13 protein-coding genes are annotated in these 17,191 nt (G+C 67.5%); 6 read left to right on the top strand and 7 right to left on the bottom strand.

What is annotated here, in order from left to right; all coding sequences use genetic code 11:
• Positions 1-77: 77 nt before the first annotated feature.
• From QRO95_RS16885 to QRO95_RS16875, 3 genes are all read right to left on the bottom strand, one after another.
• Entirely contained in the window at positions 78-2,912 is a 2,835-nt protein-coding gene (locus QRO95_RS16885; RefSeq protein ID WP_285303055.1) for a TonB-dependent receptor, read from the bottom strand.
• A 191-nt stretch (positions 2,913-3,103) separates the two neighbouring features.
• Complete coding sequence (locus QRO95_RS16880) at positions 3,104-3,754, bottom strand: energy transducer TonB (protein ID WP_285303054.1); 651 nt, start codon at positions 3,752-3,754, stop codon at positions 3,104-3,106.
• A 216-nt stretch (positions 3,755-3,970) separates the two neighbouring features.
• On the bottom strand, positions 3,971-4,708 hold the full coding sequence (locus QRO95_RS16875; RefSeq protein WP_006382138.1) for an SIMPL domain-containing protein: 738 nt from the start codon (positions 4,706-4,708) through the stop codon (positions 3,971-3,973).
• A 131-nt stretch (positions 4,709-4,839) separates the two neighbouring features.
• Between QRO95_RS16875 and QRO95_RS16870 the strand changes: the two genes are divergently transcribed.
• From QRO95_RS16870 to tldD, 4 genes are read left to right on the top strand one after another with little or no spacing between them, the layout of a single operon-like run.
• Positions 4,840-5,448 carry a Maf family nucleotide pyrophosphatase gene (locus QRO95_RS16870; RefSeq protein ID WP_285303053.1) on the top strand — a complete coding sequence of 203 codons (609 nt, stop codon included), beginning with the start codon at positions 4,840-4,842 and terminating at the stop codon, positions 5,446-5,448.
• Positions 5,441-6,928, top strand: coding sequence for a ribonuclease G (rng, locus tag QRO95_RS16865; RefSeq protein ID WP_010482960.1), 1,488 nt, complete (start codon positions 5,441-5,443; stop codon positions 6,926-6,928). Before QRO95_RS16870 ends, rng begins: the two co-directional genes overlap by 8 nt.
• 30 nt (positions 6,929-6,958) lie before the next feature.
• On the top strand, positions 6,959-10,813 hold the full coding sequence (locus QRO95_RS16860; protein WP_285303052.1) for a YhdP family protein: 3,855 nt from the start codon (positions 6,959-6,961) through the stop codon (positions 10,811-10,813).
• Positions 10,814-10,873: 60 nt separating this feature from the next.
• Positions 10,874-12,319, top strand: a complete 1,446-nt coding sequence (tldD, locus tag QRO95_RS16855; protein ID WP_032128992.1) for a metalloprotease TldD — start codon at positions 10,874-10,876, stop codon at positions 12,317-12,319.
• 41 nt (positions 12,320-12,360) lie between these two features.
• Here tldD and yjgA read toward each other — a convergent pair whose 3' ends face one another.
• Positions 12,361-12,948 carry a ribosome biogenesis factor YjgA gene (gene yjgA / locus QRO95_RS16850; RefSeq protein WP_049398682.1) on the bottom strand — a complete coding sequence of 196 codons (588 nt, stop codon included), beginning with the start codon at positions 12,946-12,948 and terminating at the stop codon, positions 12,361-12,363.
• Between the two features lie 68 nt (positions 12,949-13,016).
• Between yjgA and pmbA the strand changes: the two genes are divergently transcribed.
• Together pmbA and QRO95_RS16840 are read left to right on the top strand one after the other, a co-directional pair.
• Positions 13,017-14,384: a metalloprotease PmbA gene (gene pmbA / locus QRO95_RS16845; RefSeq protein ID WP_285303051.1), complete on the top strand. Its 1,368-nt coding sequence runs from the start codon at positions 13,017-13,019 to the stop codon at positions 14,382-14,384.
• Between the two features lie 87 nt (positions 14,385-14,471).
• Complete coding sequence (locus QRO95_RS16840; protein ID WP_343237333.1) at positions 14,472-14,843, top strand: DUF4870 domain-containing protein; 372 nt, start codon at positions 14,472-14,474, stop codon at positions 14,841-14,843.
• 85 nt (positions 14,844-14,928) lie between these two features.
• On the opposite strand, the gene QRO95_RS16835 is transcribed toward QRO95_RS16840, so the two are convergent.
• The 3 genes from QRO95_RS16835 to tilS all read right to left on the bottom strand — a co-directional run.
• Positions 14,929-15,807, bottom strand: a complete 879-nt coding sequence (locus QRO95_RS16835) for a polyprenyl synthetase family protein (protein ID WP_049462723.1) — start codon at positions 15,805-15,807, stop codon at positions 14,929-14,931.
• The gene (locus QRO95_RS16830) at positions 15,797-16,057 is read right to left on the bottom strand and encodes an exodeoxyribonuclease VII small subunit (RefSeq protein ID WP_285303049.1); all 261 of its coding nucleotides are present in this window, start codon (positions 16,055-16,057) and stop codon (positions 15,797-15,799) included. The genes QRO95_RS16835 and QRO95_RS16830 overlap by 11 nt, the downstream gene beginning before the upstream one ends.
• A gap of 36 nt (positions 16,058-16,093) precedes the next feature.
• Positions 16,094-17,191, bottom strand: a 1,098-nt coding sequence (gene tilS / locus QRO95_RS16825) for a tRNA lysidine(34) synthetase TilS (RefSeq protein WP_285303048.1), incomplete at its 5' end; no start/stop codon positions are given.

The raw sequence follows: 17,191 nt of genomic DNA, 5'->3' as shown, positions 1-17,191 counted from the left end.
TGCAAGGGGCGGAACGACGAAGGCCCGGGCAGCTGCCCGGGCCTTCGAAGTTGCTGCGTTGAAAGGTGTTGCCTGTATTACTTGATGGTGTACTTGGCACCGACGGTGAAGTAGCGACCGATGGCACCACTGAAGTGCAGCGGGTTGTAGTTGACACCGCCGTAGGTGGACGGATCCAGCGGCGCGATGCGATCGAACACGTTCTGCACCGAGGCGTTCAACTCGAAGGCTTCAGTGATGTTCCAGCGGCCCGACAGGTCGAAGGTGGTGAACGAGGAGATCTTCTTGACGTCCGTTCCGTCTGCATACGCGAACAGATAGGAGCCGTTCGGACCACGGAAGTCCTTGTTGTCCATCTTCGAGATGTAGTTGGCAACGCCGCTGACGCTCCACGGACCCTGCCTCCAGGTGGTGCCGAAGTTGATGCGGTCCTTCGGGGTGCCGATGCAGTTGGTCACGTCGCAGTTGCCGTGAGTACCCGCGTAGTCAACCGTCACGTCGGCATCGGTGCGCTCGAACTTGAGCACATGGCTCCACTGCAGGTCCATCTCCAGCTGGCCCGGGCCGATGTCGAAGGTCTGGCGGATATCGGTATCGATACCCCGGACCCGGGTCGATGCGGCATTGATGTACTGCGTGTTGACTGCCAGGATGCTGCCGGTGCCGGGCACGCCGTTGAGCAGGTTGCTGTCACGCAACACGTTGCCGGCGGCGATGGCTTCGGAGGTGCTGCCCTGGGCAATTTCGTTGGTGCGCTTGATCTGCCAGGCATCGATGGTCAGCGAGGTCGTGGACGTCGGCTGCAGGACGATACCCACCGAGTAGCTCTTGGACTCTTCCGGCTTCAGATCCTTGTTCGGGCGGGTGATGATGGCCACCGGCAGGGCACCGCAGTCATCCCCGGTGGCACCCGGTGCAGGGTTGCCGTTCGGGCAACGTACCGGATCGGACGCGTTGGAGAACGCTGCCAGGCCACCATCGCCGTTCTCGGCCGGGTTGGGTGCCCGGAAGCCTTCGGCGTAGCTGCCACGCAGTGCGATCCAGTCGGCCGGGGTCCACTTGATGCCGATCTTCGGCGTGGCCTTGCCTTCACCGCTCTCGTACTTGTCGTAGCGAACCGCACCGGACAGTTCCAGGGTTTCCAGCACGGGCGCAGACAGCTCAACGTAGCCTGCGTACACGTTCTGGGTGCCGTCGTAGGCCGAGTAGCCCAGGCCGATGATCTGGCCCTTGTCGGTGTAGGTCTGCGGGGTCAGGCTGTTGCTGGTCTTGCGCCATTCGGTACCCAATGCCAGGCCCAGCGGGCCACCCTTCAGGTCCATCAGGCTGCGCGACACGGTGAAGTCGAACATGTCCAGGCTGGACTTGGCGCGGGCGCTGATATCCGGCGAGATGAAGTCGTACAACGCCTGCGAGTTCATGCCCGCGTTGTCACCGATGCGCCAAACACCACCGGCGCAGTTCGGGTTGGCCAATGCGCAACGTACGTTGTCGTAGTTGAGGAAGCCGGTGCGCTTGTTGACCAGATCAGTGCCCGAGTGCAGATAGGCGGTGTCGTAGCTCCAGTCGCCCCAGTTGCCCTTGACGCCGACCAGGAAGCGGGTGAACTCATTGGTGTTGTTGGTCACGCGGGGACCGACATCCCACGCCGAATAACGCAGGCGCGAGGCCTGGCCGGGAATGGGATTGTCAGGATGATTCGGGCCCAGCACCACTGCGCCCGGGCCACTGTTGCCGTTGACCGGGCCTTCGGGGAAGCCCCAGCTGCCGGATACGCCGGACGGGGTGTTGCTGAAGGTGGTCTCTTTCTTCGAGTAGCCGATTTCGGTGTAGATCTCGCCACCTTCACCAAACGCGAAGCTGGCACGGCCAAACACGTTGACGTACTTCTCTTCCGGGGTCAGATCGCGATACAGCTGGTTCGGATCCCACAGGCAGCCCTGCGCCTGTGCAGTAGTCTCGGTCTGGCCGGGAATGGTGGTCAGGCCAGCACAGCCCGGCAATGCGACCAGGAAGGCAGGATTGTCCTTGGTCACATTGCGATCGTCATACACCGAACCGTTCGGACCAACACCGCCGCGGGTCTTGCCGCTGAGGAAGGCGCCGCCGAGGAACTGGGCGTTGTTGCCATAGCCCCACGGGCGGGTATCGCCGGTACCGATCCACTTGCGGTTCTTGCGATCACTGATCTTGATCGCGTCGGTCTTTGCCACATCCAGGCTGAAGAAGGCATTCCAGCCGTCGGTGGCCAGATCGCCGGTACCGGCGGTCAGGGTCGCCTTCTTCGCGTCGCCATCGCTGTCGCCAGACAGGCCGTAAGAGGCGCGAAGGATCGCGCCCTGGAAATCGCTGCGCAGGATGATGTTGACCACGCCGGCGATGGCGTCGGAACCATAGATCGCCGAGGCGCCGTCCTTCAGCACTTCCACGCGTTCGACGGCGTCGAGCGGGATGGTGCTCAGGTCGGTGAAGACCTTCTGGCCGTCATCGGCCAGGCCGTAGGTGGCCATGCGGCGACCATTCAACAGGACAAGGGTCGAACCCGCGCCCAAGCCGCGCAGCGAGATGCCGGCACCACCGCCGGCAAAGCCGTTGCCGAAGGTCTTGGGAATGGAGCCGGAACCGTCGGCGGTCAGTGTCTGCAGGTACTCGGCAACCGTGGTCTTGCCCGTACGGTCGATTTCCTGGCGGGTCACCACCTGCACCGGGGACGGTGTTTCAGTGTTGGTGCGCGGGATGTTCGAACCGGTGACCGTGATGCGGTCCAGGTTGGTGGCCTTTTCCTGCGCGAAAGCGGAGGTGGAAGCCACGGCGCCAACCAGCAGCAGCGTGCCGCCGGTAAGGATATGGGTGATGGACGATGCCAGGGTTGTGCGGCGGCGGCTGGCGGGCCGTTGGATCAGGTGTTTCACAGCTTCTCTCCTAACTGGAAAACCGTAGCGTTGAGGGCTGTCTCCGGAAGATTCCGGGACGGACCAATCTAGGTTTCCGACAGGTGACGAAGTCGTGAATTTTTGCTTAATCAATAACAGTTGATCCTGTTCCGTCCGTACCCGCCCGGACGGAAGCGCCGGCCCGGCAAGCAGCCGGGCCGGCGATCACCTCAGTCCGGCAGCGAGAACTGCACCGGCACCATGCCGATGGCCGGCACGGCCACGCCATCACGCTGGGCCGGCTCGAAGCGCCAGTGCCTGAGCACCTGTTGGCGTGCGGCCTGGTCCAGGCTGCGCGAGCCACTGCTGCGCTCGATGCTGACCACCGCCGGCTGCCCGTGGGAGTCCACCTCTACCCGCAACAGCACCGTCCCCTGCTCGCGGTTGCGCAGTGCCGCCAGCGGGTAGGCCGGCGGCGGGGCGCTGCGGTACTGCAGCTGGGCGCCGGCCAGAGGCGTGGAGGTATCGATGCTCGGTGCCAGCTGGGGCGGGGCCGGTTCGGCGGCCGGCAGTGCGATGCCCTGGGTCTCCTCCACGGTCGCGGTGGGTGCAGGCAGTGGCGGTGCTACCGGCTGCGTCCGGGGTTTCGGCACCACCTGGACGATCTCTCTCGGCGGGATCGGAACCGGCGGCGTGGGCGGTGGCGGGATCTTCTCGATCAGCCTGACCGCAGTCTTGTCACGTGGGACCTGCACGGCCTGGTAGGTCGCCGGGATCAGCAGCAACAGGAAGGCCAGCAGATGCAGGGCGATGGCCGCGCTCCAGGCGGCAACGCGGGCGGGGTCGAAATGCGGGGATGCAACGGGATACGTACGAACCATGGTCCACCTCCATGCCAGTGACGAAGTCCTCAACGCACCAGGGCCCGTGGCGGGGTTGCCGCACGCGGCTGGCAGTCCATCAGTAGCGCGACAGGGCGGCCACTGCCTAGAGGCAGGGGGGCGATCGTTGGGCTGGCCTTCAGCCAACGCCGGCTGCGGGCATGAAAAAGGCGGACCCCCTGCGGGATCCGCCTTTGTCGGCAATGGCGAACGGGATCAGCGACCCAGTTCGAACACCACGTCCAGGTTGACCGAGACGGTCGATTCACCCGGTGCGACCGGGGTGGCCTTGTCCATCGCCGCGCCGGCCGACATGGCTCGCATCATCGGCATCGGGCGGTAGCCGCCGCCAGCGTTCTCGGAAATGCTGACGATGCGGCGCACCTGCAGGCCCAGCGACTTCGCATAGGTCTGGGCGCGGGCCTGGGCCTTCTTCAGTGCAGCCAGGCGGGCTTCGTCATAAACCGGTTCCGGCTGGTCGATCTCGAAGCTGGGGCCGTTGATCTGGTTGGCGCCCTGCGCAGCCAGTGCGTCCAGCACCTTGCCCAGCTTGGCGATGTCGCGCACCTTCAGGCTGACCGTGTTGCTGGCCTGGTAGCCGGTGATCTTCGGTGCTTCGTTGTCGGCATAGCGGTACTGCGGATTGAGGCTGACGCCACTGGTCTGCACGTCGCGCTCGGCGATGCCGGCGGCCTTGATCGCGGCCAGTACCTTGTCCATCTGCTGGGCGTTCTGGCGCATGGCGCTGTTGCCATCGGCGGCCTGGGTGACCACACCGGCCGACAGGGTGGCCACGTCCGGCACGCGGGTCGCCTCGGCATTGGCCGAGATGTTCAGCAGGGTGCCTTCGGCCGGGGCGGCGATCGACGGCGACGACGGGGCAGCATGGGCGGTCATCGAGGTTCCAAGGGCGAGGGACAGGGCGAGCAGCAGCGGGGTGGCGGTCAGGCGCATGGAGAACTCCTTGTTGTGCCGTTGAGGGTGGTGTCGTAGCGATGAACGCGCTGTGAGCCCGTTCGGGGTTGCGCACGTTCCGGGACGGGTTGCCGACGATTCAGGTGGCGGCCTCAGGTTATGCTGTGCCGATGCTCTATCTTGCTTCCCGCTCCCCCCGACGCAACCAGCTGCTGGCCCGACTCGGACGCCCCTTCCAGGCCCTGGACCTGGAGGTCGTCGAGCAGCGCGCGCCCGCTGAAAGCGCCGAACAGTATGTCTGCCGGGTCGCCGCCGACAAGGCGAGCGCCGGGTTGGCCCGGGTGCTGGCCGATGACCCGCAGGCGCGCGTGCTCGGCTCGGACACCGAGGTGGTGCTGGATGGCGACGTGTTCGGAAAGCCCACTGACGCCGCCGATGCGCGGGCGATGCTGGCGCGCCTTGCCGGGCGTACCCATCAGGTGATGACCGCCGTGGTGGTGGTCGGCGCGGACGGGCTGGACAGCGAACTGGTCATTTCCGAAGTGACCTTCGCCCCGATCGACGCTGCCGACATCGCCGCCTACGTGGCCACCGGCGAGCCGTTGGACAAGGCCGGGGCCTACGCCATCCAGGGCGGGGCCGAGCGCTGGATCGAACATCTTTCCGGCAGCTACTCCGGCGTCATGGGGCTGCCATTGCTGCATACCGATCGTCTGCTGGCGCGCTGCGGCGTGCCGGCCACAACTGCCGATGCCGCCAGGGAGGCTGCCGATGTCTGAGGAAATCCTGGTCAATGTGACCCCGCGCGAAACCCGGGTCGCGGTGATCGAGAACGGCATGCTGCAGGAACTGCACATCGAGCGCGGTTGGCGCCGGGGTGTGGTCGGCAACATCTACAAGGGCAAGGTGCAGCGGGTGATGCCCGGCATGCAGGCCGCCTTCGTCGAAGTCGGGCTGGAGCGTGCCGCGTTCCTGCATGCCAACGACGTGGTGCGGCCGGCGCCGGTGGCCAGTGCCGATACCGAGAACACCACGCTGCCGCCGCCATCCAGCGTGCCGATCGTCGAGCTGCTGCGCGACGGCCAGGACATCGTGGTGCAGGTGGTGAAGGACCCGATCGGGACCAAGGGCGCACGCCTGACCACCCAGATCAGCATTCCCTCGCGCTACATGGTGCTGCTGCCGCAATCCAAGGTCGTGGGCGTTTCCGCACGCATCGAGGATGAAACCGAGCGCGCCCGGCTGAAGGCGCTGGTGACCGAACTGTCGGCGCAGCACGGGGGCTACGGCTACATCGTGCGTACCAATGCCGAGGGCCAGCCGGCAGAGGCCATCGCCGAGGACATCGCCTACCTGTCGCGCGTTTGGAACGTGGTCGAGCGTCGTGGCCGCGAAGCGGCCTCGTGCAGCAACATCTATGAAGACCTGAGCCTGCCGCTGCGATCGGTACGCGACCTGATCCGCAAGGACGTTGACAAGGTGAAGGTGGACTCCAAGGAGACCTTCGCGCAGTTGCAGGCCTTTGTTGCCAAGTACATGCCGGTGCTGGCCGAGAAGATCGAGCTGTACAGCGGTGATCGCCCGATCTTCGACATGTTCGGGGTGGAGGACGAGATCGGCCGCGCGCTGGACAAGCAGGTGCCGCTGAAATCCGGTGGCTACCTGGTGATCGACCAGACCGAGGCGATGACCACCATCGACGTCAACACCGGTTCGTTCCTCGGCCAGCGCAACCTGGAAGAGACGGTGTTCCGCACCAACCTGGAAGCTGCACAGGCGGTGGCACGGCAGCTGCGGCTGCGCAACCTGGGCGGCATCATCATCATCGATTTCATCGACATGGACGATGCCGAGCATCGCCGCCAGGTGCTGCGCACCCTGGAAAAGGCGTTGGCCCGCGACCATGCCAAGACCACGGTGTACGACTTCTCGCCACTGGGCCTGGTGGAGATGACCCGCAAGCGCACGGTGGAAAGCCTGGAGCGCCAGCTGTCGGAAACCTGCCCGCAGTGCAGCGGCCGCGGCAGCATCAAGACCACCGAGACGGTGACCTACGAGATCTTCCGCGAGATCACCCGTGCCGTGCGCCAGTTCGATGCCGCGCGCCTGCTGGTGATCGCGTCGACCAAGGTGGTCGCGCGCATCACCGACGAGGAATCCGCGGCGGTGGCCGAGCTGGAGGAATTCCTCGGCAAGAGCATCCGCTTCCAGGCGGACGAGCAGTACCTGCAGGAGCAATTCGATGTCGTTCTGCTCTGATCCTCGCCGGCCGCAGGCCGGCGGTGGCCGATGAGCGCGCCGCCGCGCCTGCGACTGCGAAGGATCCGCCGTCATTTCATTGCCGCCTGCGCGGTGGGCCTGGTCGGGCTTGCACTGCTGGTGGGCACCCTCAGCCAGCTGCTGCCGCTGGCCGAGCGCCATCCCGACAGGATTGCCGCCTGGCTGAGTGAACGCGCTGGCCAGCCGGTGCGTTTCGACCAGCTGCAGACCGCCTGGACCCGGCGCGGCCCGCTGCTGCAGCTCAAGGGCCTGCGCATCGGCGCCGGCCAGGGCCTGGCGATCGGCGAGGCCGAAGTGCTGGTATCGATGTACAGCGGCCTGTTGCCTGGCCGGTCGCTGACCGAGCTGCGCCTGCGTGGCCTGGCGCTCGACCTGCAGCAGGGCGAGGACGGTCGCTGGTCGGTACGCGGCCTGCCGCAGGCCGCCAATGGCGGGGACCCGCTGGATGCGCTGCGCCGGCTGGGCGAACTGCAGGTGATCGGAGGCCGCCTGGGCGTGCATGCGCCGGGGCTGGGAATCGACACCACGCTGCCACGCATCGACGTGCGCCTGCGGGTCAACGGCGACCGCCTGCGTGTAGGCGTGCGTGCCTGGGCCCAGACCGAAGCGCTGCCGTTGACGGCGGTGCTGGACGTGGACCGCGTGCGCGGCAATGGCCAGGCCTGGCTGGGCGCCGATCCGGTCGATTTCCATGCCTGGTCGCCGCTGCTGGCGGCCGGCGGCGTTCGCCTTCGCGAGGGCAAGGGCGAACTGAACCTGTGGCTGACCCTGCGTGATTTCGCGCCGGTGGCGTTGACCACCGATTCGGACCTGCGCGACGTACGCATCGACGGTGCGCCGATGCCGGAGCTGGCTGCACCGCAGCTGCAGCTGCAGCGGCTGCAGGCCCGCCTGCGCTGGCAGCGCCAGGCTGATGGCTGGGCGTTGCAGGTGCCGCGCCTGCGCCTGAAAACCGAAGAGGGCGAGCAGCAGCTCGATGGCCTGCAGCTGCAGCTTGGCAAGCAGCTCCGGGTCCGTTCTGGCGAAGTGCAGGCCGGCACCGCGCTGCGTGCGCTGGCCCTGAGCGATCGTCTCGAACCGGGCCTGCGTCGCTGGCTGTTCCTGTCCAGGCCGCAGCTGGAGGTGCGCGAGTTGCAGCTGGCGGGCGATCGCGATGGCCCGCTGTGGGCGCAGGGCGAACTGCAGTCGCTGGGCTTCGCCAGCGTGGGCAATTCGCCCGGCCTGCGCGGCCTGGGCGGGCGCTTCGAAGGCGACGCGGATGGCTTCAGCCTGCAGTTGCAGCCGCAACGGCAGCTGCAGTTCGATTGGCCGACCGGCTTTGGTGTGCGTCATGACCTGCATCTGGCGGGACAGGTGGTGGGCTGGCGCGACGAGGGCGGTGGTTGGCGTATCGGTACTGCGGCGATGCGCGTGGAAGGCACCGACTATGCGGCCGACGTGCGCGGCGGGGTCTGGTTCCAGGGGGACGGTACGCGGCCGTGGCTGCAGCTGGCGGCCAAGCTGGACGACGTGCCGATGACTGCGGCCAAGCGCTTCTGGATCCACTCCAAGATGAGCAAGGGCGCCACCGACTGGCTGGACATGGCGCTGGCCGGCGGCCAGGTGCGCAATGGCATCGGCCTGGTCAGTGGCGACCTGGACGACTGGCCGTTCGACAACAACGATGGCCGCTTCGAGGCCACCGGCCATATCACCAACGGTGACATCCGTTTCCAGCACGATTGGCCGTTGATGAGCCAGGTCGACGCCGATATCGCCTTCATCGGCCCCGGCTTCGACATGCATGGGCGCGGCGATCTGGCCGGTGTGGCGGTGCAGAAGTTCGAGGCGGGCATTCCGGATTTCGGGCAGCAGCCGCTGTATGTGCGCGCCGATGCGCAGAGCGAGGCGGGCAAGCTGCTGGCGATGCTGCGGCAGAGCCCGCTGCACAAGGATTATGGCGACACCCTGGACAACCTCACTGCTGCCGGCCCGGCGCATGTGACCTTCGATCTGCTGCAGCCACTGCACCACGATGAAGGTGGCGGCCACCTGCAGGGGACGGTTGATCTGGCCGGCGTGAAGCTGGTCGACAAGCGCTTCCAGCTCGCCTTCGACAACATGCAGGGGCAGGCGCGCTACAGCAATGGCGGTTTCGATGCCGAGGCACTGTCGGTGCGCCACCTCGGCCAGGATGGTCGCCTGAGCCTGCGTGCCGGTGGCTACGTGCACGACAGCAGACTGGCCTTCGAATCGCAGCTGTCGGCCACGCTGGATGCTGGCGTGCTGATCGACCGCGCGCCGGAGATGGCCTGGCTCAAGCCCTACATCACCGGAACCTCGCCGTGGACCATCGCGGTCAGCCTGCCCAAGGTCACTCCGGGGGCGCCTGCGCCGCCCAGCGAGCTGCGGTTGAGCTCCGATCTGGTCGGGACCCGGCTGGACCTGCCGGCGCCGCTGGACAAACCGGCTGCCGAGCCGTTGGCGACCACCGTGGCTGCACAGCTGCCGATGGGGGCCGGCCGCATCGACGTGGCGTTCGGCCAGCGCCTGGCGCTGGCCGCACGCAGCCACAACAACCAGACCGGTGTGCAGGTGACGCTGGGCAGCGACCATGTCGACCGCGAGCCGCCGCCGAGCGGATTGACCGTCAATGGCCGCAGCCCGACCCTGGACGCCCTGGAATGGATCAGCCTGGCGCGGGGTGGCAGTGATGACGACGCCATGCCGCTGCGTGCGGTGGACGTGCAGGTCGGCCAGTTGAAGCTGATCGGTGGCGTGTTCGAGCAGACCCGGTTGCAGCTGCGCCCGGGCGCGCAGGCACTGGATGTGCGCCTGGACGGCCCGTCGCTGGCCGGGCGCCTGACCGTCCCCAATGCAGACGGCGGCACCATCAGTGGCCAGCTCGACCGCGTGCACTGGCAATCCCTGCCGGCGGCTCTGGGTGCACCGGCCGCACCGGCACGGGTACAGGCCGGCGCCAACGACATGGACCCGGCCAAGCTGCCGCCGTTCGCGCTGGACATCGCCGACCTGAAGTTCGGCAAGGTGGTGCTGGGCCAGGCGGTACTGCGTACGCGGCCGCTGGCCAATGGCCTGAACGTGGACGAGCTGCGCTTCCGTGCGCCCGACCAGGAGATCGACATCAGCGGTCGCTGGCTGGGCCGCACCGGTGGTGCCCGCACCGAGCTGACCGCACAGGTGCGCAGCGAGGACCTGGGCGGATTGATGCAGAACCTCGACTACGGCGGCCAGCTGCGTGGCGGTTCCGGCCAGGCGCAGCTGCAGGCCACGTGGAGTGGGGGGCCGTCGGACTTCCAGCTGGGCAACCTGCAGGGCCGCCTGGACCTGCACGCGCGCAACGGCCAGCTGCTGGAGCTGGAACCGGGCGCCGGCCGGGTGCTGGGCCTGCTCAGTGTCACCCAGCTGCCGCGGCGCCTGATGTTCGACTTCCGCGACTTCTTCTCCAAGGGCTTCGCGTTCAACCAGATCGACGGCAGCATGCAGTTCGGCCAGGGCATGGCACGCACCGACAAAGTGCTGATCGAAGGCCCGGCAGCCAACATCACCATCCGCGGCCAGGCCGACCTGCGCAACCAGCAGTTCGACCAGACCATCGACGTCAACCCGCGTGCAGGCAATCTGCTGACCGTGGTGGGTGCGGTCGCCGGTGGCCCGGTGGGGGCGGCGCTGGGCGCGGCCACCAATGCGGTATTGTCCAAGCCATTGGGCGAGATTGGCGCCCGTACCTACAAGGTGACCGGTCCATGGAAGGAACCGAAGGTGGAAGTGATCGAGCGCAGCCGCGACAAGGCTCCGCCACCCGTACCGGCACCGGCGCCGGCCATTCCGCCGACCGTCACCGGCCTGCCGCGCTCGCGTTGAGCGCGGCTTTCCTGTTCACGGGGCTTGCCTGAGCGCCCCCGCATCCCCAGATCGAGAACCATGACTGATATCGCCCTGACGCTTGCCCAAGACCGCCTGCTGCGCCCCGGCGGCCTGGATACCGCTGGCCTGGAGCGCACCTTCGGCCAGCTGCTCGGCCCCGGTGTGGACTTCGGCGACCTTTATTTCCAGCATGCCCGCCGCGAGAGCTGGAGCGTGGAAGACGGCATCGTCAAGGACGGCGCCCATTCCATCGAGCAGGGCGTGGGCGTGCGGGCGATTTCCGGCGAGAAGACCGGCTTCGCCTACTCCGACGACATCCATGCCGATGCGCTGCTGACGGCGGCGCAGTCGGCGCGTGCGATCTCGCGTGAAGGTGGCGCCCAGTCCGGGCGGTCGCTGCTGCGCGGCAACGCGCGCGCGCTGTACCCGGCGCTGGACCCGATCGATGGCATCGGCAACGAGGCCAAGGTCGAGGTGCTCAAGCGCCTGGATGGCTACCTGCGCGCCGCCGACCCGCGCGTGAAGCAGGTGATGGTGAGCCTGTCCGGCGGCGTCGATACGGTACTGATCGCCCGCAGCGACGGTGTGCTGGGCGCTGACGTGCGCCCGTTGGTGCGCCTGAACGTGCAGGTGATCGTCGAGCACAACGGCCGCCGCGAGTCCGGCTATGCCGGCGGTGGTGGCCGCTACGGGTATGAGGAGCTGTTCGCCGACGGCCGCCCCGAGGCCTTTGCCCGCGAGGCGCTGCGCCAGGCGCTGGTGAACCTGGACGCCGTTCCGGCACCGGCCGGGGTGATGCCGGTGGTGCTTGGTCCGGGCTGGCCCGGCGTGCTGCTGCATGAAGCGGTCGGCCATGGCCTGGAAGGCGACTTCAACCGCAAGGGCACCAGCGTCTACGCGGGCCGCATCGGCGAGCGCGTTGCCGCCCCGGGCGTGACCATCGTCGATGACGGCACGCTGGACGGACGCCGTGGTTCGTTGAACATCGACGACGAGGGCCATCCGACCCAGTGCACCACCTTGATCGAGGACGGCATTCTGGTGGGATACATGCAGGACAGCCTCAATGCGCGGCTGATGGGCATGGCGCCGACCGGCAACGGCCGCCGCGAATCGTTCGCGCACCTGACCATGCCGCGCATGACCAACACCTACATGCGCGCCGGCCAGCACGACCCACAGGAAATGATCCGTTCGGTGAAGAAGGGCCTGTACGCAGTCAACTTCGGTGGCGGTCAGGTCGACATCACCAGCGGCAAGTACGTGTTCTCGGCCACTGAGGCCTACCTGATCGAGGATGGCCGCATCACCACGCCGGTGAAGGGTGCGACGCTGATCGGCAACGGTCCGGAAACCATGCAGAAGGTGCGCATGGTCGGCAACGATCTGGCCCTGGACGAGGGCGTGGGCATCTGTGGCAAGGACGGGCAGAGCGTGCCCGTGGGTGTCGGCCAGCCCTCGCTGCTGATCGAGGGCATCACGGTCGGCGGTACCCAGGCCTGAGCCGGGCGATGGCCAGCGCCACCGCCCAGGCCGGCGCGGACTCAGTCCTCGTCGGCTTCGTCGCTGTCGACGGGGTCGGCGTCTTCGGCGCTGGCCTTCAGGCCCAGTGCGGCCGGCAGCATCAGGGCGCGCAGCACCTGGAAGATTTCGCGGTAGGCGCGTGGCGGCTTGTTCCTGGCCTTTTCGGCCTGGGCATTGCGCACCAGCGTGCGCAGCTGCTGGCGGTCGGCCTGCGGGTAGTCGTCCAGCAGTGCAGCCAGCGCCTTGTCACCCTCGGCCAGCAGGCGCTCGCGCCAGTCTTCCGCGCGGTGCATCATCGCCACTTCGCGGCGGCCGGTTTCGCTGTTGGCGTCCAGCGCATCGCGGATCGCATCCAGCGTGGCGTCTTCTTCGCGGCGCATGTGCTTGGCCAGGAACGCCAGCTGGCGCTTGTGGGCGATGTGGGCGGTGATGCGCTTGCACTCGGCGATATGCGGCAGCAGGTCTTCCGGGATCGGCAGGCGTGCCAGCTGGGCCGGGGTCAACGACACCAGCTTCTCGCCCAGGGCCAGGACGTCGAGCGCGTCGCGCCGGTTCTGGCTGCGGCTCTTGTCGTGGAATTCACCGGTTTCTTCGTCGCGTCCGCGCATCGTTCCTACCTGATTTCAAAAAAAGTCGCCCGGCGTGATGCCGGGCCCAACCCGTACAGGATAAAGCATTGAACGTGATCGCCCCTGAAGTCGCTGTCGGCGACGACAGCCTGGCCCGGCTGGAACGGCTGGCCGACCTCTCCCAGCAGCTGCTCGACCGCGCCCGTGCGCTGGGCGCCAGCCAGGCCGAGGTCAGCTGCAGCGAGGATCGTGGCCTGGAGGTCAATGTCCGCCTTGGCGAGGTGGAGACAGTGCAGTCCACCCGTGACCGCGGTATCGCCGTCACCGTCTATTTCGGCCAACGCAAGGGCAGCGCCAGCACCGGCGACCTGAACGAGGCCAGCCTTGCCGCCACGGTCGAGCAGGCCTGTGCGATCGCCCGGCACACCGAAGATGACCCGGCTGCCGGCCTGGCCGAGGCCGCGCTGATGGCCACCGACTTCCCGGATCTGGATGCCTGGCACCCCTGGGCGCTGCAGGCCGACGAGGCGGTGGACCTGGCCCTGGCCTGCGAGAGCGCAGGCCGTGAGGCCGATGCGCAGATCCGTAATTCCGACGGCGCCTCGGTGTCGAGCATGCAGAGCCTGTCGGTGTACGCCAATTCGCATGGCTTTTTCGGCCGTGAGCGTGGCACCCATCATTCGGTGGGCTGTGCGCTGATCGCCGGCCAGGGCGATGGCATGCAGCGCGATGGCTGGTACACCAGCGCGTTGGTCCGCGAGGATCTGGAAGAGGTGGGCCTGGTCGGTCGTCGTGCTGCCGAGCGCACCGTCGCCCGCCTGCAGCCTCGCTCGATGGCCACCGGCAGCATGCCGGTGCTGTTCGCCCCGGAAGTGGCGCGCAGCCTGGTCGGGCACCTGCTGTCGGCGGTGTCCGGCGGGGCCCTGTATCGCCAGGCCAGCTTCCTGCTGGACAGCGTTGGCCAGCGCCTGTTCCCGGAATGGATGCAGATCGAGGAACTGCCACACCTGCGCCGTGGCCTGCGCTCGGCCGCCTTCGACGGTGACGGCGTGGCCACGCGTGCTTCGGCCCTGGTCCGTGACGGCGTGCTGCAGCGCTATGTGCTGGGCAGCTACTCGGCACGCAAGCTGGGGCTGCAGACCACCGCCAATGCCGGTGGCGTGCACAACCTGCAGCTGGCCGCCAACGCGGGCTCCCTGCAGGACATCGCCCGGCAGATGGGCGATGGCCTGCTGGTGACCGAATTGATGGGGCAGGGCGTGAACGGGGTGACCGGCGACTACTCGCGCGGTGCCGGCGGCTTCCGCGTCGAGAATGGTGAGATCCAGTACCCGGTGGATGGCATCACCATCGCCGGCAACCTGCGCGAGATGTTCAGCAGTATCGAAGCGGTCGGCAGTGACGTCGACCCGCGCTCGCACATCCGGACCGGTTCGATCCTGCTGGGGCGGATGACCATCGCCGGTAATGATTGATGGCGTCGATGGCGTAAGCTATGCCCGCCTGACGCAACCAGCTTGGTGCTGGTGGGTCAAGACCACCCAATGAAAAGGAGTTTTGTCGTGAGCGAATTCGATAACGTCCCGCCGCCGCCGGCCACCACCGACGTGCCGGCCGACCAGCGCACCATGGCCCTGGCCGCGCACCTGCTGGGCATCTTCACCGGCTTCATCGGCGCGCTGATCATCTGGCTGATCAACAAGGATGAAGCGGGCAAGGCCTTCGTGACCGACCAGGCCAAGGAAGCCCTGAACTTCCAGATCACCGTGACCATCGCCATGGTCATCAGCATGATCCTGACCATCGTGATCATCGGCGTGTTCCTGGCCCCGATCGTGGGCATCATCAGCCTGGTGTTCAGCATCATCGCAGCGGTCAAGGCCAACAACGGCGAAGCCTATCGCTACCCGTTCGCACTGCGCCTGATCAAGTAATACCGGCGGCATGCGGAATTGAGAACGCCCGGCATTGCCGGGCGTTTTCATGTGCGGGGAGCGACGGGCGGTGCCCGGCGAGCGATCAATGATCGCGTTCGACCGCCAGCGTCGCCAGCGCACGCAGTGCATCGGCCTCTTCGCCGTACCCGGCCAGGATCGCCTGCATGCGTGCCGCGAGTTCGTGCAGCTGGGCCTTCGCCCCGTCCAGGCCGAGCAGGGCGGGGAAGGTGCTCTTGTCCTGCGCCTGGTCCTTGCCGGCGGTCTTGCCCAGCTGCTCGGAACTGGCCTCGACATCGAGGATGTCATCGCGAACCTGGAAGGCCAGGCCGAGTGCGTCGGCGAAGCTGTCCAGCTGGGCCAGCTGAGGTTCGTGGGCCTGGCCGCACAGCGCGCCCATGCGCACCGCCGCACGGATCAGCGCGCCGGTCTTCAGGGCATGCATGCGGGTCAATGCCGCCAGCGTCTGCTGCTGGCCGGTGGCATCGATATCCAGCGCCTGGCCGCCGCACATGCCAGCGGCGCCGGACGCGTGGGCCAGGGTCTGCAGGCAGGCCACGCGCAGCGTGGCCGGCAGCGGTGCATCGGCCAGCAGGCCGAAGGCACGGGTCTGCAGCGCGTCGCCTGCCAGAATCGCGGTGGCTTCATCGAAGGCGATGTGGGTGGTCGGCTTGCCGCGACGCAGCGCGTCGTCATCCATCGCCGGCAGGTCGTCATGCACCAACGAGTAGGCGTGGATGAGTTCGACGGACATGGCGGCCGCATCCAGGCTTTCCGGCTGCGCACCGAACAGGTGGCCACTGGCGTAGACCAGCAGCGGGCGCATGCGTTTGCCACCGCCCAGCACCGAATAGCGCATGGCCTGGTGCAGGCGCTGCGGCGCTTCGGCAGGCGAGGGCAGCGCGGCGTCGAGCTGGCTTTCGATACGGTCGCGCCAGCGCGCGAACAGAACCTCAGCTGTCATGGCTGGGCGGATCGAAAGGCTCGGATGCTTCCGGCTGCGCCGGATCGCTGAGCAGGCGCACGCGCAGCTCGGCCTGCTCCAGCGCCTGCTGGCACTGGCGATACAGACCGACGCCACGTTCGTAAGCACTGAGCGAAGCTTCCAGGCTCAGCTCGCCGGTTTCCATCTGCTCCACCAGCTGCTCCAGCGATTCGAGCGACTGCTCGAACTGGGCGACAGGGGAGGCGTTTTCGGGGGACTTCTTGGCCATGCGGCAAGTGTGGACGGGCCGCGCGCGGGGGTCAATTCACCAGCCGCCCGGGCGCCACTGCAACTGTGCGCCATGCGCCTGCAGCCAGGCCTGCAGCGGTGCGGAGATGACCACGTCGGCGGCGGCCAGCAACTGCGGGCCATCAAAGATCAGCGGCAGCTGCGCGCGTCGCCAGGGGGCGAGGTGTTCGCGTTGCAGGCAGTCCTTCAATGCGTGCGAATGCTGGCGACCGGGCAGCAGAATGCGCTCACCGCCCACGCGTGCACGGACCTGCAGCGGGCGATCGAAGGCCGGGGTGCCCTGCAGGCGCAGCTGTCCGCCATCGGGCAGTGCCAGCGGTGCGCGTCCATCCCATTCGGCCTGCCACTCGTGGGGAAGCGCAGGCAGCCGGGCCGGCAGCAGGTAGGCGTGGTCGCGCCACTGTTGGATCGCGTGATCGTGCCAGCGCACCCGCGCCTGGCGATCGTTGTCGGCCGGCAGCAGCTCGTCCAGCGCCTGCTGCAGCACGGTGGCCGGCAGCGGTGCCGCGTCGTGGCCGGCCACCCAGGCACGCAGCACGCGTGCGGCACGGCCCGTTGAGACCTGGCGAAGCAGCTGCAGCGACAGCACGCGTGGAGCGACTTCCAGGTGTGCGATCAGCTCGGCGTCTTCCTCGTCAAGCAGTTCGCGGGTCTGCCCGCAGTGCGTTGCGCTGCCCGCCATCGCCGCAGCGGCATGCGGCCAGCGCTGGCGCAACAGTGGCAGTACCTGCAGGCGCAGGAAGTTGCGATCGGCGAGGTCGTCGGCATTGCTGGGGTCTTCGATCCAGTGCAGTGCATGCTGGTGGGCGTAGTCGAGGAGTGCACTGCGTGGCACTGCCAGCAGCGGTCGCCATAGAGGCTTTTCGCCAAGGCGGCTGTGCGTGGACATCGCCGCCAGGCCATCAACGCCGGAAGCGCGCAGGGCGCGCAACAGGAAGGTCTCGGCCTGGTCGTCCTGGTGCTGTGCCAGCGCCAGGGTTTCGCCGTCGCGCAGTTCGGCCGCGAACGCGGCGCGTCGTGCCAGTCGCGCGGCACCCTCGGTGCCCAGGCCTGGGCCGTTCCAGAGATGCAGGCGGTGCATGGCCAGTTCGATGCTCCTGGCGCCGCATTGAGG

Source organism: Stenotrophomonas maltophilia group sp. Smal13, from assembly GCF_030236855.1.
Classification (GTDB): domain Bacteria; phylum Pseudomonadota; class Gammaproteobacteria; order Xanthomonadales; family Xanthomonadaceae; genus Stenotrophomonas; species Stenotrophomonas maltophilia_A.
The sequence above is the reverse complement of the archived record's forward strand: the minus strand, read 5'-3'. Positions and strand labels throughout refer to the sequence as shown.

What these genes read in the sequence shown, in the direction of transcription:
- QRO95_RS16880 (WP_285303054.1), bottom strand. Translation starts at nt 3,754, where the DNA reads ATGGTTCGTACGTATCCCGTTGCATCCCCGCATTTCGACCCCGCCCGC.
- QRO95_RS16875 (WP_006382138.1), bottom strand. Translation starts at nt 4,708, where the DNA reads ATGCGCCTGACCGCCACCCCGCTGCTGCTCGCCCTGTCCCTCGCCCTT.
- QRO95_RS16870 (WP_285303053.1), top strand. Translation starts at nt 4,840, where the DNA reads ATGCTCTATCTTGCTTCCCGCTCCCCCCGACGCAACCAGCTGCTGGCC.
- rng (WP_010482960.1), top strand. Translation starts at nt 5,441, where the DNA reads ATGTCTGAGGAAATCCTGGTCAATGTGACCCCGCGCGAAACCCGGGTC.
- QRO95_RS16860 (WP_285303052.1), top strand. Translation starts at nt 6,959, where the DNA reads ATGAGCGCGCCGCCGCGCCTGCGACTGCGAAGGATCCGCCGTCATTTC.
- tldD (WP_032128992.1), top strand. Translation starts at nt 10,874, where the DNA reads ATGACTGATATCGCCCTGACGCTTGCCCAAGACCGCCTGCTGCGCCCC.
- yjgA (WP_049398682.1), bottom strand. Translation starts at nt 12,948, where the DNA reads ATGCGCGGACGCGACGAAGAAACCGGTGAATTCCACGACAAGAGCCGC.
- QRO95_RS16835 (WP_049462723.1), bottom strand. Translation starts at nt 15,807, where the DNA reads ATGACAGCTGAGGTTCTGTTCGCGCGCTGGCGCGACCGTATCGAAAGC.
- QRO95_RS16830 (WP_285303049.1), bottom strand. Translation starts at nt 16,057, where the DNA reads ATGGCCAAGAAGTCCCCCGAAAACGCCTCCCCTGTCGCCCAGTTCGAG.